The following is a 15,563-nucleotide window of genomic DNA, read 5'->3' as shown; positions in this document are numbered from 1 at the left end:
ATATTGTACCAACAGGCACAATCAAGTTTCGCTTTTTACAGGTATAACCCTACTTCGCTCGGCAAATGCCTTGTCTCTTCATCGCAACAACAATAAATGTCAGACAACCTAATTTATTAAAAAGTCCTCACGAGATATATGAATCAAGTGAGGACTTTTTATTTATCATAAACCGTCTCTTACAAAGCCGCTACCGTACGCTCTACAAACTTCGTCAAATCAGCACCAGTTAGCATTCCTTGTGCCAATAATCCTAAATCGTATAGTTGCTTCGTTAGTGCTTTTTGGGCATCTGCATCTTCGGTTTTTAATAATTTAGCAATCAAACTGTGGTTTGAGTTAACAACCACGTTGTTTGGCATTGGCATCGAGCCAAACATATCTCCTTGCCCGCTGATGCGTTGCATATCTTTCCAACGACGCATAAATTCTGGCTGTACGATTGTTACAGGAACTTCATCGGCTGGCAGCGACTCTAATTGAATCGTGTTTGCCCCTGCAACTTCCTTAAACAATTCCTCTACTTTTTTCTTCTCATCATCGCTCAAAACACTTTCAAGATTTAGACCTTTATCAATCAGTTTGTCGATACTGTCAGAGTCAACACGCTTGAAAGTTGTTTTTTCGAGTTTCGACTCCAAAGCATTGATAAAGTGAGCATCCAACGGCGAATCCATCACCAACACATCGTATTCACGCTTTTTAGCCGATGCAATGAAAGCATCTTGTTGATTTACATCATTGGCATACAAGAACACCACGCTTTCATCTTTGTTGGTCTGAATCGCCTGTACTTTTTCACGGTATTCGTCGAGTGTAAAATGCTTACTTTCAACATTTTTCAATAAGATAAACTCTTTTGCACGGTCATAGAATTTATCATCTGAAACGATTCCGTATTTCACGAATACACCCACACTTTCCCATTTTTCTTCAAAACCTGTGCGGTCGTTACGGAAGATTTCTTGTAATTTATCAGCAACTTTTTTAGTGATGTGCGAATTGATTTTCTTCACATTTCCATCGGCTTGCAAATAACTACGAGAAACATTCAAAGGAATATCTGGAGAGTCAATCACCCCGTGAAGCATCTGCAAGAATTCTGGCACGACGTCTTTTACATCATCAGTGATAAATACCTGACGGCTGTATAATTGTACTTTATCACGATTAAGCTGAAAGTCTTTCTTGATTTTCGGGAAGTATAATACACCCGTTAAGTTGAATGGATAGTCAACGTTGAGGTGAATCCAGAAAAGTGGTTCTTCGCCAAACGGATATAGTTCTTTGTAGAAAGCCTTGTAATCTTCATCGGTTAATTCTGACGGAGATTTTGTCCAAATCGGATTTGGGTTATTAATTACTTTACCATCAAATTCGATTTCAACTGGCAAGAATTTAGCGTATTTTTCAAGAATTCCGCTAATTCTGAAATTATCTAAGAACTCTTCAGAGTCGGCTGCTACGTGCAAGATAATATCAGTTCCACGTTCTGCTTTTTCGGCTTCAGTGATTTCAAACTCGGTACTACCGTCACAAATCCAACGAGCAGGAGCATCATCACGGAACGATTTTGAGATAATTTCTACGTTTTCCGACACCATAAATGCCGAATAAAAACCTAAACCAAACTGACCGATGATTTGGTTAGTATCAGGCGTATCTTTGTATTTTTCTAAGAATTCTTTCGCTCCAGAGAAAGCAATTTGGTTGATATATTTCTTGATGTCATCGGCACTCATACCAATTCCTTTGTCAGAAATAGTAATCGTTTTTGCTTCTTTATCAACCGAAACTTTGATGGTCAAATCGCCCAATTCTCCATTAAACTCACCCATCGAAGCCAATTTTTTTAATTTTTGTGTGGCATCAACGGCGTTTGAAACCAACTCACGCAAGAAGATTTCGTGGTCAGAATAAAGAAACTTTTTAATGATTGGAAAAATATTTTCCGTGTTAATCGAAATTGTACCTTTTTCAGCTACCATGATATGTTTTAATGTATAATGTAAAGTGAAATATTAGTATCCGTTACTCAGTTTTTGACATTTTTGCATACAAACCTTTGTCGAGGTTCGGCAATCCGTACTCATCAAAGGCTGTTCCAAAGCCCACAATACTGACAGATTGTCAGTTTATAAAAAATTATTACTCAGTAGATATACTAATTTTGCCCGAAATGATGTTTATTCGGTTAATTAGTTTTATTAAAACCAACCACAAAAACAACCGTGAAAAAATTTCTTATCATTTGTTCATTTCTTGCTATCGTTTCCGAATCTTTTGCACAAGCCGAATACCATACGCCATTCAGATGGGATATTGGTATGCACTACGCTCGCCCAAAAAACTACGGTTTTGGCTTGGGAATTTATACCGAACCTAAATATTTAGTCAACGATAATTTATCAGTAGGTTTACGTTTGGAAGGCACTGTACTGGGAAGACTCAAAGTAAACGCTTCCTCGGATAACGGTGGCTCGCTGGGCTGGGTTAGTTCGCTTCTGGCTATTTCAGATTATCATATTGGCGAAGGGCATTTCCGACCGACAGTTGGACTTGGAGCTGGACTTTACCGACCAACAGCAGCATCATATAGTCAAGGAGAAATGTACCCAGATATAGCTCGTGGAAGCAAATTTGGGGTTTCTCCACGTATAGGTATTGATTTATGGCATTTCAGATTTTCGGCAGATTATAACTTTATTTTTGGCCAACGAAATCTCATTGACGGACAAAAAATTGACCTTAACCAAAATCACCTCACCATCAAGATGGGTATTTTCTTTGGTGGTGGCTTGAGACAGGAGTAGTTATTGGTGAACTGGTTATTTGTTACTGGTTTTCCTCAATTTTACAAAAAAGTGGCACATCCTTTAAGGTGTTCCACTTTTTTTTGTTCTAAAACTTGCAAGTGTGCCATTTGGCAGTTATATTTGTGACATTAATGCTTTACTTTCCCATTAATATAATAAAGTGACAACACAAACAAACCAAAATCCAGTGGCGAGTTTGAGTAGTCCGATGGAAATTATTGCTTTAGCAAAAAAAGGTTTACCGAAGCGTTCGGCCGATGTAATGGCAAAAGGTGTAGGACTTACCGACCGTGAAATGGCACGCATACTGAATATTTCGGAGCGTACTTATCACCGATACAAGTCAGAAACCGTACTTGATACCGCAGCAACCGAAAGGCTTTTGCAACTTTTTTTACTCTATAAAAAAGGCGAAGAGGTGTTTGAAGACATCGAAAAATTCAAACGCTGGGTGCGACACCAACACGTTCTTTTTGGCGAAAAATCTCCATTAGATATGCTCGATACTACCACTGGTATCCGACTCGTCGAGGACGAACTCGGACGTATTGAATACGGAGTATATATCTAAATGTCTATGGTAGTTTATCGTTTACAAAGAACAAAATATGCCCATTCGAGAGAAGATATTTTATCGGGTGAAGGAGCTCGTATTACTGGTGGTCGTTGGAATCCTGTGGGAGTTTCATTGATTTACACATCTGCCACACCCGAACTCGCACACAGCGAGTATATCATTCATCAGAAATTTCTGCCACCTCCTTCGTGTAATCTGATAATGATTCAAGTGCCTGACGAAAGTGTTATTAAACTACCCATCGAAACCTTACCCGAAGGCTGGCGAAGCTACCAAAAATACGGAATTACGCAAAATACCAATGAAGTTTGGCTAAAAGAGCAACAATCATTGGTACTGCAAGTGCCATCGGCCATTGTTCCGATGTCGTTCAATTATCTTATCAATCCCCTACACCCCGACATCAAACAAGTCAATATTATTCAATCAGAGCCTTTTATTTTTGATGAAAGATATTCAGCACCAAATAATACTAACTTTATGTCGAGTCTATTTGATGAAATGACCGAAAGCTAACTCACTCTTTCCACCATTGAGGTTTTTGTGGCGTTCGGGTTGGGCCTTCGATACATTCAGAAGTAGCTCCAAAACGATTAGGATTGGGCTTGCGTCCTAATAAACCAATTGGATTGGCTTTTCCTTGTGCATTTTCTCGATTTAGCCAATATTTTATGGTGTTGGCACTTCCTACCATGAAAAAACCCGCTACGGGTTCTTCAGTTTTTGTTAGATTTCTCACGTTTCCGATGATAGCCGCAGGTGGAGTATCGACCAAAGTTCCTGTTCGTTCGGTTTGTTCGGAAAGTATTTTCAAAAATCTATATGCCTCTTCTGAAATAGCCAGTTGCTTAATTTCAACCAAAGCACCATCGTAATTATAATATGGAATTTGAGCAACGAGTTTATTTAGAACAGGCTTGCCATTTGAATAAATATCACTAAAAATATTCCAAGTGTCATTCCGTAAAATTTCCCAGCAATTTTGTCGGCAATAATAATCGACCGAAAACTCGGTGTGACACACAAATTGGCGTTCCCAAAGTGTCCACGACCATGTATAATAATTTTGTTCATTGGCAGGGTCTTGAAAATCGACATATAAATTATTAGCAGGAATCTTCTTTGTACCATTATCAATGCCATCGACCTCAAATGAGTCGTAAAGTCTGTCAACTTTTGTCCCTTTGGGCATTAATTGCTCCGTTGATTCGTATTTTGTGCCATCGGGTTTCTGAAAAATAAGTTTATACGAATTTCCACTTTTTGCTCTAAAATTTTCGGGTAAAACATAAATTCCTTCACCTTGATGTGTCAACGAAATCATTTCTTTCCGATTGACTACAATTTCAACTTTCAGGTTAGCGATAGGCTCTTTAAAAGCAATTTCTCCATTAGTAATTGATTGATGAATACTAATTTTTTGTTGAATGTCTTCGTCGGTAAGCGTGGCATCAACTACCAATTTATTGAGTGAGTTTTCGGAGAGTGTTTCAAAAGGTTCGACACAAGCACAGGCCCAAACAGTCAGTAGAGTAAAAAGTATTTGTTTGTGCTTCGACATCAGTTAGTGGGCTACAAATCAGCGATTTAAGTGTAAACAAAATTAAAGATATTTTAACCGAATTATCGACATCCTATTCAATTTTTCTCGAAAAAACATAAAAATTTAATTCAAAAATATACCTTTGCGAATAAGATTAACAAGGATTTTGGCCGCTGTGAAAGATAACTCTCAAATAATCACGATTAAAGACATTGCACGAAAGTTTAAATGCTCACCCTCAACGGTTTCAAGAGCATTGAACGATAACCCCGTGATTAATGAAGAAACCCGCAAGACGATTCAGGAATACGCCGAAAGAATGGGCTATCAGCGAAACATCATTTCGTTGAGCTTGCTCAATAAATCGTCTAAAACCTTGGGAGTTATTTTGCCCAATATCAATCATTTTCATGAGTCGGCCATGCTCGAAGGCTTACAATCTACTTTCCAACCACTCGGCTATTTGCTTAATATTTGTGTAACCAACGAAAGCTACGAACTCGAAAAACAATACATCGAACGCCTATTGGCCAATCGGGTGGATGGTATTTTCTTGTCAATTTCGCAGGAAACCTATGATGGCGGACACTATGAGCATATCGAGAAGGTGGTCAGACGAGACATTCCGTTGGTCTATATCGACCGCAAATATGATGCAGCCTTGGCCAATGGCGTAATCGTTGATGATTATGACGGAGCATTTATGGCTACTCAGCATTTAATAGAAATTGGTTGCCGTCGAATTGCACATTTGCGTGGACCAAAAGGCTTGACGGTGTCAGAATACAGATTCAACGGCTACCGAGATTGTTTGCTGAAACATAATCTACCAGTAGATGAAACTTTAGTTTGCACAACCAATTTTGAAGTTGAAAGTGCCATAGAACCTACCAAATATTTATTGGATTTACCCGAAAGACCCGATGCTATTTTTGGTGTAAACGACCATGTTTGTATCGGTGCGATGTCGGTTATCCGAGAGCGTAATCTGCATATTCCGCAAGAAATCGCCCTTGTTGGCTTCGATGACTCGCCGATTGCCCAATACTTATCTCCACCATTAAGTTCAGTACAGCGTCAAAGTCGTCAGATAGGCTTAGAGGCTTCCGAACTTCTTTTGGGGCAATTGAACAATAAAGTACTGGATAGTAAAGTTTTAGCTTCAAAACTTGTTATTCGGGAGTCTTCAAAAAGGTAAAATAAAAACTATTTTATAAAAACTTTATCCACCTAAAAACCCTATTATTTCGATGAGAAAGTTACTCACAATCTTTTTCTTGTTACCTCTATTCTCAAATGCACAAGTACGTTTTTCAAATGACAAACCTAAATTTGGAGAAACTGTAAGTTTTATTTATAACCCTTCACAAAGTCCTTTGGCAAATCTTTCAACCATCAAGGCAAGTGCTTTTTTCTTTAGTGAAAAACTTGCATTTACAGCACCAAAAACCATTACACTACAAAGAAATGGTCAAGAGTGGCGAGGAGAAATTAATCTCAATTCAAAAGAAACAGTTGGTGTATTAATGGCATTTAGAGATTCTACCGATAAAATATTCGACACTAATAAAGATAAAGGATATGTAATTTTACTACATGATTCTCTCCAAAACCCTGTGAAAGGTGCTTATTTGGGTTTAGCTATGAACTATGGTTATGCTAACACTCACCCATCATTCAAATTTGCAAAAGATATAACAAATCAGGTAGTTTTGATGGAAAAAGAGTTTCAAAGCCATTCTGAACTAAAAAAAGATGTGCTAATGATGTATTTATCTTTGCTTGGAATCAGTAAAAAGGAAGGATATAAAGAAACCATTGAGTCGGAATTAACCGCAAAATATGGAGATAATGCAGATTTAAAAGCAAACGAATTAATGCAGATATGGTCACTCTATTCATTGACTGGGAATAAAAAAGCAGAAAAGTATCATACCTTATTAATTGAAAAAGAACCTAAGGGATTTTTTGCACAGCAAGAACGCTCACGTCAAATAATCGAAGAAAATGATGCCGATAAAAAACTGGCATTATTTGAAAGTTTTGAAAAAGACTTCCCAAATGCAGTATCACTTTATTTATCTGCTGGTTTTATTGCTAATATTTACGTTGATAGAAAAGATACTGCCAAATTGAAGCAATTGGTTCGTAAATATGAAGCGAAGGTTGATGCGATGTTTTATAATAGTGTGGCTTCGAAAATGGCTGAAAAAAACTTAGATTTAAAAACTGCAGAAGCTTTTTCACTCAAATCAATTGAAGCATACGAAGCAGAAAAAAAGAAATTACCAAAATCGAATAGGCCTTATGACCTAATATTTAGAGACACTTACGCCACCATTCTCGAAAAACAAGGACGCTTAAAAGAAGCCCTCGAAAACTACAAATTGGCACTTGGTAATACTCCCGAAGAGTGGAGCAGTAAAGTCAATGAAAGCTACATACTATTGGCAATCAAGTTAGGGCAAACCGATGAAGCAAAGACAAAGGGCGAAGCTTTCATAAAGGCAGGAAAATCGACCGAAAAAATACGAACGGTTATAAAAAACTTGTACATCAAGGATAATGGTAAAAAAGGGGGTGAAGCTTACATTTCATCGCTTGAACAAAATATCAAAGAGAAGAATAAAAATGAAATTTTATCTCAGATGATATCAGAAACCGCCCCAAACTTTGAATTAAAAGACCTTTCGGGCAAAAATATTAACTTGACTGATTTGCGAGGAAAAGTGGTAATACTTGATTTTTGGGCAACGTGGTGTGGGCCTTGCATTAGGTCTTTTCCTGGAATGCAGAAAGCACAAGAAAAATATAAGAATAATCCAAACGTTAAGTTTCTGTTTATCAATACTTGGGAACAAGGAAATGATTATCTACCCAAAGTAAAAAAACTAATTACTGATAAAAAATATACTGACTTTACTGTACCAGTTGATGTCGATAGCAAGATTGTTACGTCTTATAAAGTAGAAGCCATTCCTACAAAATTTGTGATTGATACCGAAGGGAATATTCGTTTCAAAAGAAGAGGTTCGTCAGATGAAACCGAGGAAATCGTAGAAGAAGTTTCATTGATGATTGACACACTTTTAAAGGAATCTAAAAAATGATAGTAACTTAAATATATTACTCATTCAATCTAAAACCCATGCAAAACAAATCTTATCAGCAAATGCGGCAGCGTTAGTAATATGACTTTATTGCAAACTGGCTATTAAATCATTTCCACTTAATTTAAATTTACTAATGAAAAAATCCATTGGCTTACTCTTGGCGGTATTGCTATTATCGCTATGCTCAAACGCACAAGTTACCTTCTCAAATGAAAAGCCCAAATCTGGTGAAACTATTCAGTTTACCTACAAGCCATCAGTCAATCTTTCAAAGTCGAAGATGATTAAAGCACAAATCATTCTTTTAGAGTCAAACTCTCCCATGAAATCAAAACCTTTTTCAATTGATTTAACTCAAGAAGAAAACATTTGGAAGGGAAGTATAATATTAGAAAAAGACAAACTGGGAATTTTAATAACACTTCTTGACCCAAGTTCTAATGAAATGGATAATAATGATAAAAATGGATATTCTGTATTAGCCTATGATACAAATGATTTACCTGTAAAAGGAGCTTATGTTGGGTTGGCTATAGCTAAAAACATTGGATACTATAACTCATCTTTTGATTTGAAAAATGATTATTCTGAGCAAATTGAACTTTATGAAAAAGACTTTGCAAGATTTACTGACTTAAAAGAAGTAGTTTGGATACCCTACTATTGGACTATCATTGAGCGAAAAAAAGACGGTGATAAAGAGTTGATTGAAAAAGGGTTAGATAGTCGTTTGGAAGGTTCTCAAGCACTCAGTGAGACAGAAATGAGCAGCATCATCTATCTTTATCGACGAATTGGCAAAAAAGATAAAGCAATACCAATAGTTAAAACTCTGATTGAAAAATCACCGAAAGGTGACTTTGCTCAATTTGAAAAATACAGTTCAATAATGCAGGAACGAGATGCTGAAAAGCGGATGCTACTGTTTGAAGATTTTGAAAAAAACATGTCAGAATCACCTCTTTTGCCAGAGTTAGGCTTTTCTCTAATACATGCTTATGTCGATACAAAGGAAATTAACAAACTGAAAAGTGGTATCAAGAAATATTTAGACCCTGCTCCATCCCCAATAGAATCGAAAGCTGACACATATAACTCTATTGCATGGAAAATGGCAGAAGCGAGTTGGGAGTTAGGTACAGCAAAAGAGTTTTCGGATAAAGCGATTGAACTGCAAATCTTGGAAAATCAACAAAATAATAACAAAAGAACCTCGGCTGCACTTCATTCGTACTATGATACCAATGGTTATATTTTAGATAAACTCGGAAAAAAGCAGGAAGCCTACGAAGCTTTTAAAAAAGCAATACCCGCAGAAATAGAAAATACGCAATTTGAAGTGAATGAAAGATTCATTCTATCGGCTTATCAAACTAAACATCTGGAAGAAGCACAAAGAATGGGTGAGTTATTCATGAAAGAGGCGAAATCTACCGAAAAAATAAAAGAGATTTTAAAAGAAATCTACATTAAGAAACACGGCAAAAAAGGTTTAAGTAATTATGTTTCATCACTTGAAACCATTATGAAAGCCAAACAGAATAAAGACATAATGGCAACTATGTTTGAAGAAGATGCAGCACCATTTGAACTGAAAGACCTCATGGGCAATATGGTTAGTTTAGCATCTCTAAAAGATAAGATTATAATTGTTGATTTTTGGGCTACTTGGTGCGGTCCTTGCCTTGCATCAATGCCAGGGATGCAAGAAGTCCAGCGAAAATATAAAGATAACCCAAAGGTGAAATTCTTATTTATTGACACATTGGAAGATGATGAAGATTATTTATCGAAGGTCAAGAAACTAATTTCTGATAAAAAATATGATGATTTGACCGTACTTTTAGATGTTGATAGTAAATTAGTAGCTAAATATAAAGTAGAGGGAATACCAACTAAATTCGTAATAGACTCCAATGGAAAAGTTCGTTTCAAAAGTGTTGGTTATAGCGGAAATAAAGAAAATCTGGTAAACGAACTTTCTTTAATGATTGATACCTTATTAAGTCAAAGATAAAATTCAACCTAAAAAAAACTCATGCAAAAGCAAACCTTAACCCTTACTTCTACGGCAGTACTGCTACTCTACGTAGCTTGTCAGAAAACACCAAACGAAGCACCAACACCCGTCAGTACGCCCACAATACCACCAGTAGAAGTTGAATACAAAATTGATAAATCTACGCCAGTTTGGGCGGATGAATTTGATTACAAAGGCTTGCCTGACTCAAAAAAATGGAGTTATGACATTGGCGGTGATGGCTGGGGAAATCAGGAAAGTCAATACTACTCGAAAGAATTAAAAAATGCTCGTGTAGAAGATGGGAAGTTAATTATTGAAGCCATCAAAGAAAGGTACGAAGGTCGTAATTATTCTTCGGCACGCTTGGTAAGTAAAGGAAAAGGCGATTTCCTGTACGGAAGAATTGAAATAAAAGCCAAATTACCAAAAGGTCGTGGTACTTGGCCAGCCGCTTGGATGCTTGCAACCGAACAAAACTACGGAGCGAGTTATTGGCCAGATAACGGCGAAATTGACATCATCGAACACGTAGGTTTCGACCAAAATCGTATTCATGGAAACATCCATACAAAGGCGTTCAATCATTCGATTGGCACCAATAAAGGCAATAACATAGTGGCCGAAAGTGATGTGTCAGATAATTTTCATGTGTATGCTTGCGAATGGCTACCCGACAAAATAACGATTGAACTTGATGGAAAACCTTATTTTACATTCAATCGCCCAAGTAAACTTTGGCAGGAGTGGCCTTTCGATAAGAAATTTCATATCTTACTCAATATTGCCGTTGGTGGCAGTTGGGGTGGTCAACAAGGCATTGATGACAGCATTTTTCCGCAACGTATGGAGGTTGACTACGTAAGAGTTTATCCAGCAGTCAAGTAGAACTTATAACAGGATAATTAAAAATGCCCTCTGAAAAGATTTTCGGAGGGCATTTTCAATAAAACCAATTTACTAATAACGAGTTGACCATTAACTAATTCATATCCAATCAATTCCTTTTTTCAACAAGCTCAATGTACGTTCTTCGGGGCTGTTGGCATGGGGTTTGTAATCATACACCCAGTTGGCAACAGGCGGCAGACTCATCAGAATAGACTCGGTGCGGCCATTGGTTTCGAGTCCAAATTTTGTACCTCTATCCCAAGCCAAATTAAACTCTACGTAACGCCCACGACGCAACATTTGCCAAGTTTTTTCTTCTTCTCCGAAGGGTATCTGAGCATTTTTTGCCATCAAATGGGTATAAATTGGAGCAAAGGATTCGCCTACTGACTTTACAAAATCAAAAGTTTTTTCTTTTTCTGTGGCGTCTTGTGGTTTTAAATAATCAAAGAAAATCCCTCCTACTCCACGAGTTTCTTGGCGGTGCGGAATATAGAAATAATTATCGGCCCATTCTTTATATTTTTTATAAGCATCGGCATCGTGCTTATCACAAGCATTTTTGAGTTGCTCATGAAACCAACGAGCATCTTCATCTACCACATAATGCGGAGTAAGGTCAATACCACCACCAAACCATGAAATACCATTCGACATCTCGAAATATCGCACATTCATGTGAATAATCGGCACCATCGGACTCACAGGGTGCTGAACAATACTTACACCAGTAGCAAAATAGTCGGCTTTTTCGTCGAGTTTTAACTGCTTCTGTAAAGCATCAGAGGTTTCGCCCGTAACGACCGAAAAATTCACTCCGCCTTTTTCGATGATATTTCCGTTGGTTATTACACGAGTTCGACCGCCACCGCCACTGTGATGCTGCCAATTATCTTCTTGAAATTTGCCTTTTCCATCGGTAGCTTCGAGGGCTTGACAAATAGTATCTTGCAGGGTTTTGAAGTATTCGGCAATATTTTCTTTGGATAACATAAGATTCTTTTGAAATTTTGTAACAAAGTTAGAATTAAGATTGAAAAGTTTTAAAGATTAATGTAATTACGAATTATGAATTACGAATTACGAATTCTTCAAAACCCTTAATATCAGCATTTTAACTACCAAACAAGTACTTTCAATATTCATAAAAATTGCAATGATGTAAGATACGCTATCGAACTGAAATTCGTAAATCGTAAATCGTCATTCGTAAATCGTCATTCGCCTCATGTTTTCATTAAGTAAAGTTATTCGTCCACATATTCTTTCGCTTACGCCCTATTCGTCTGCTCGTGATGAGTATTCGGGTTCGGAAGGTACATTTCTCGATGCGAACGAAAACCCTTTTGGCTCAGTAATTTCGGGAAATTATAATCGTTATCCAGACCCTTATCAATCGGTTGTAAAAGAAAAATTGGCCACAATTAAGAAAGTGCGTCCAACGCAAATTTTCTTGGGTAATGGCTCAGATGAAGCCATTGATTTGGTGATTCGTGCCACTTGTGAGCCTCAGCAAGACAATATCTTGATTTTGCCACCCACTTACGGAATGTATAAAGTTTGTGCTGATGTACAGAATATTGCAGTAAAACAAGTCCCGCTCACGCCCGACTTTCAAGTAGATACGAAAAAGGTACTCGAAACGGCTGATGCAAACACAAAAATTATCTGGATTTGTTCACCCAACAATCCATCGGGAAATATCATCGAACGAGCTTCAATTCTACATATTTTGGATAATTTCAAAACAGGCTTGGTAGTAGTTGATGAAGCTTATATTGATTTTGCAAGCGAAGAATCTTTTACTCAGCTACTTGATAAATATCCAAATTTGGTAGTTATGCAAACATTCTCTAAAGCTTGGGGATTGGCGGCATTACGTTTGGGAATGGCCTTTGCTTCGGAAGAAATCATCAAGATTTTGAATAAAATCAAGTATCCTTATAACCTCAATGGTGTAACTCAAAAGTTGCTTTATGCCGCATTGGGGAAAGAAGAGAAAAAAGATAAATACGTAAAACAAGTACTAAAAGAACGTGAACGTTTGCACAAAAAACTGGCCGATTTAAGCATCGTGAAGCACATTTTCCCATCAGACTCCAATCAGCTTTTGGTAAAATTTACTGACGCTAATGCTATTTTTCATTATCTAATTGAGCAAAAAATCATTACTCGCCTTCGTTCAAGCGTTATTTTGTGTGAAAATTGTATCCGCATCTCAGTCGGTACAAAAAAAGAAAATGAGATACTTTTGAAGGCTTTGAAGAAATATTAATATTTTAGCTTTAATGTTTATTGATACCTAACGTTTTTAGTAGCGTTAGGTATTTTTTTATAAAGAGTTTATTACATTAGAGCGTTTTTCAAAAGCTAATTAATTATGATTTTTTTTCGTCTCTTAGCATTCATATTTTTTACTTCTCCTCTTTTCGCACAGCCGAAAGAAATCAAAGATTTTGAGAATAGTTTCTGCAAAGAATATTGGAAAGCAGGCGACATTAACCTTGACTTTGACAAACGAGCGAACCTCATGTCGAAGTTTCTTTCTAAAACGGGAAAATTCATTAAAACTCACCCCGAAACAATTAATTTTCCATTGAAAAAAATGGATGAATGTATCACTATTTCTACTTCTGAAGATAAGCTTTTAAGGGTCTATTCAATAAATGTACAAACAGGCGGTAGTGCTCAAATATTTTCAACAATTATTCAATTAAAGTCCAACAATAAAGTTTTACGTACGACCCCAGCGAAGATAATAACGCCAACCTTCATTATGATATTAATAGCGTTAAACTTGGAAAAACAAACTACTACCTAATCAAGACTCTCGGAATTGGCTCTTCTCGTGACCATGCTATGAGCATCGAAGCATTTATTATTCAAGGAAATAAATTAAAACCCGTTGATGATTTATTCGTTTCAAAATCACAACAAACGGGTCGTATTGATTTTGACTATGATAATGCAAGTGTACAATACACTAACCGAGAATTAGATTTAATCCACTTTGACCCCAAAGCTAAAAAGCTATATGTTGCAATAGTGGCCGAAGATGGAAAGGTTTCAAACAAAAATATTGTTTATGTAGTCAAGGGAAATAAATTTGTTTTTACAGGTATTGAAAAAGCTAAGTAAATCAACTTCCCATTACCTTATCAACAATCTCAAAGAAAGGCTTTAGCTCTTTCTCTCTGCCACGCAGCCAAAGCATTAGCATTGAGGCTTTCAAAGAAATGTTGTTTAGCTCTATAAACTTCACATTCATATTTTGTCCGCTCAATGCTGATTTTGGCTCAATTGAAATTCCAAGACCCGCTTCAACCAATCGCAACACCGTGTTTGAATTGCCCGATTGATAGGCCACCTTCGGGATAAAACCATACGATTGACACAGGGCTTCGAGGCTTTCAACATAACCCGAACTTTCGTTTCGTGGGGGTAAAATGAAATTTTCATCCGCCAATTGTGCCAGCGATTCAAAATTATTTTCGTCTAACCGATGGTTCTGTGGCAAAAGGATTACAAAGTTTTCGACATAAATCGTGCGAGTATTTAGTTCTTTTGGCACAATCATATTTGGACCAAATGCTACATCAATTGTCCGATTGATTAAGGCATTGATGCCATAAATATTGGTTGTTTCATTCAGATTTGTTTTCATTAAAGGCATTTCGGCTTGAATTTTCGCCAAAATATTCGGCAATAAAAACTGCATCGACGAACTCGAATGAGCTATTTTTATTTCGCCACCTTCGCCTTTATGAATCTGAAAAGTCCGCTGTTTTACTCGCTCAAAATCTTCTAAAATTCGCTCACATTCTTCCTTAAAATATTCTCCAGCAGTTGTCAGAGCCACATTTCGCTTATTTCTATCAAATAAAACTACGCCCAATTCTTCTTCCAAAGCCATTATTTGTCGGCTGAGGGCGGGTTGAGCGATGTAAATTTCGTCGGCGGCTTTTCTGAAATTTAGCGTTTCCGAAAGTTTCAAAAAGTGTTCAATCGTTCTAAAATCCATTATTGATTCATTTTTGGCATCAAATAATCAAAATTAAGTATTTTTTGTTATCAAAAATAAATGATTGTTTTGCAAAAGAAAAACACCAAGCAATATTAATTATCAGTTATGGAAATTCTTCAAGCCACAATCGACCACGTTGAATACGTAGCTGTGCTATTTGACGCTTATCGCCAATATTATGGTCAAGATGCTGACTTAGAAGGTGCTAAGAAATTTTTATCTGAGAGAATTCAACAAAACGAATCTGTGATTTTTGTGGCATTCAAAGATGGGCAGGCAGTCGGTTTCACGCAGCTTTACCCAGCATTTTCATCGGTTTCGATGAAACGCCAATGGATATTAAATGATTTATTCGTAAAGGCCGATGCTCGAAACTTAGGCACTGGAAAAGCTATTTTACAAACTGCCCAAGAGTTTGTGAAAAATTTAGGCCATAAAGGCTTGCTTTTGGAAACAACTCCCGATAATACTAAGGCTCAAAAACTCTACGAAAGCCTCGGCTGGAAACGTGAAGAAAATTTCTATTACTATTGGTAAGCGTAGTAAAATCAACAAACTAATTACAATTGCCTTATTACA

15 protein-coding genes are annotated in these 15,563 nt (G+C 36.9%); 11 read left to right on the top strand and 4 right to left on the bottom strand.

Going from position 1 to position 15,563, the window contains the following annotated elements:
- Positions 1 to 179: 179 nt before the first annotated feature.
- Positions 180 to 1,988, bottom strand: coding sequence for a molecular chaperone HtpG (gene htpG, locus IEX65_RS18430; RefSeq protein ID WP_188768048.1), 1,809 nt, complete (start codon positions 1,986 to 1,988; stop codon positions 180 to 182).
- 243 nt (positions 1,989 to 2,231) lie between these two features.
- On the opposite strand from htpG, the gene IEX65_RS18425 reads away from it, so the two are divergent.
- The 3 genes from IEX65_RS18425 (at position 2,232) to IEX65_RS18415 (ending at position 3,909) form a co-directional block, all read left to right on the top strand.
- Positions 2,232 to 2,813, top strand: a complete 582-nt coding sequence (locus IEX65_RS18425; RefSeq protein WP_188768046.1) for a hypothetical protein — start codon at positions 2,232 to 2,234, stop codon at positions 2,811 to 2,813.
- 163 nt (positions 2,814 to 2,976) lie between these two features.
- On the top strand, positions 2,977 to 3,387 hold the full coding sequence (locus IEX65_RS18420) for an Xre family toxin-antitoxin system antitoxin (RefSeq protein WP_188768044.1): 411 nt from the start codon (positions 2,977 to 2,979) through the stop codon (positions 3,385 to 3,387).
- Positions 3,388 to 3,909 (top strand): RES family NAD+ phosphorylase, encoded by a 522-nt coding sequence (locus IEX65_RS18415; RefSeq protein WP_188768042.1) that lies wholly within the window; start codon positions 3,388 to 3,390, stop codon positions 3,907 to 3,909.
- Position 3,910: 1 nt separating this feature from the next.
- On the opposite strand, the gene IEX65_RS18410 is transcribed toward IEX65_RS18415, so the two are convergent.
- Positions 3,911 to 4,954: a DUF4249 domain-containing protein gene (locus IEX65_RS18410; protein WP_188768040.1), complete on the bottom strand. Its 1,044-nt coding sequence runs from the start codon at positions 4,952 to 4,954 to the stop codon at positions 3,911 to 3,913.
- Positions 4,955 to 5,078: 124 nt separating this feature from the next.
- On the opposite strand from IEX65_RS18410, the gene IEX65_RS18405 reads away from it, so the two are divergent.
- The 4 genes from IEX65_RS18405 to IEX65_RS18390 all read left to right on the top strand — a co-directional run bounded on the left by IEX65_RS18405 (position 5,079) and on the right by IEX65_RS18390 (position 10,957).
- On the top strand, positions 5,079 to 6,134 hold the full coding sequence (locus tag IEX65_RS18405) for a LacI family DNA-binding transcriptional regulator (RefSeq protein ID WP_229250761.1): 1,056 nt from the start codon (positions 5,079 to 5,081) through the stop codon (positions 6,132 to 6,134).
- 52 nt (positions 6,135 to 6,186) lie between these two features.
- Complete coding sequence (locus IEX65_RS18400) at positions 6,187 to 8,046, top strand: TlpA disulfide reductase family protein (RefSeq protein ID WP_188768038.1); 1,860 nt, start codon at positions 6,187 to 6,189, stop codon at positions 8,044 to 8,046.
- A 136-nt stretch (positions 8,047 to 8,182) separates the two neighbouring features.
- A complete protein-coding gene (locus IEX65_RS18395) occupies positions 8,183 to 10,066 on the top strand; it encodes a TlpA disulfide reductase family protein (protein WP_188768036.1) in 1,884 nt (627 codons plus the stop codon).
- 21 nt (positions 10,067 to 10,087) lie between these two features.
- Positions 10,088 to 10,957 carry a glycoside hydrolase family 16 protein gene (locus tag IEX65_RS18390; RefSeq protein WP_188768035.1) on the top strand — a complete coding sequence of 290 codons (870 nt, stop codon included), beginning with the start codon at positions 10,088 to 10,090 and terminating at the stop codon, positions 10,955 to 10,957.
- A 99-nt stretch (positions 10,958 to 11,056) separates the two neighbouring features.
- Here the strand turns inward: IEX65_RS18390 and hemF are convergent, their stop codons facing one another.
- Positions 11,057 to 11,953, bottom strand: coding sequence for an oxygen-dependent coproporphyrinogen oxidase (gene hemF, locus IEX65_RS18385; RefSeq protein ID WP_188768034.1), 897 nt, complete (start codon positions 11,951 to 11,953; stop codon positions 11,057 to 11,059).
- 235 nt (positions 11,954 to 12,188) lie between these two features.
- Here hemF and hisC point away from each other — a divergent pair, with 235 nt between their 5' ends.
- The 3 genes from hisC to IEX65_RS18370 all read left to right on the top strand — a co-directional run bounded on the left by hisC (position 12,189) and on the right by IEX65_RS18370 (position 14,098).
- Positions 12,189 to 13,235 carry a histidinol-phosphate transaminase gene (hisC, locus tag IEX65_RS18380; RefSeq protein WP_188768033.1) on the top strand — a complete coding sequence of 349 codons (1,047 nt, stop codon included), beginning with the start codon at positions 12,189 to 12,191 and terminating at the stop codon, positions 13,233 to 13,235.
- A gap of 105 nt (positions 13,236 to 13,340) precedes the next feature.
- The gene (locus IEX65_RS18375) at positions 13,341 to 13,781 is read left to right on the top strand and encodes a hypothetical protein (protein ID WP_188768032.1); all 441 of its coding nucleotides are present in this window, start codon (positions 13,341 to 13,343) and stop codon (positions 13,779 to 13,781) included.
- Positions 13,782 to 13,819: 38 nt separating this feature from the next.
- Entirely contained in the window at positions 13,820 to 14,098 is a 279-nt protein-coding gene (locus IEX65_RS18370) for a hypothetical protein (protein ID WP_188768031.1), read from the top strand.
- A 1-nt stretch (position 14,099) separates the two neighbouring features.
- On the opposite strand, the gene IEX65_RS18365 is transcribed toward IEX65_RS18370, so the two are convergent.
- The gene (locus IEX65_RS18365; protein ID WP_188768030.1) at positions 14,100 to 14,981 is read right to left on the bottom strand and encodes a LysR family transcriptional regulator; all 882 of its coding nucleotides are present in this window, start codon (positions 14,979 to 14,981) and stop codon (positions 14,100 to 14,102) included.
- A 108-nt stretch (positions 14,982 to 15,089) separates the two neighbouring features.
- Here IEX65_RS18365 and IEX65_RS18360 point away from each other — a divergent pair, with 108 nt between their 5' ends.
- Positions 15,090 to 15,521 (top strand): GNAT family N-acetyltransferase, encoded by a 432-nt coding sequence (locus IEX65_RS18360; RefSeq protein ID WP_188768029.1) that lies wholly within the window; start codon positions 15,090 to 15,092, stop codon positions 15,519 to 15,521.
- Positions 15,522 to 15,563 lie beyond the last annotated feature (42 nt).

This window comes from Emticicia aquatilis (genome assembly GCF_014644295.1).
Lineage (GTDB): Bacteria > Bacteroidota > Bacteroidia > Cytophagales > Spirosomataceae > Emticicia > Emticicia aquatilis.
Note: the sequence above shows the minus strand (reverse complement) of the source record. Positions and strands in the feature narration are given on the sequence as shown.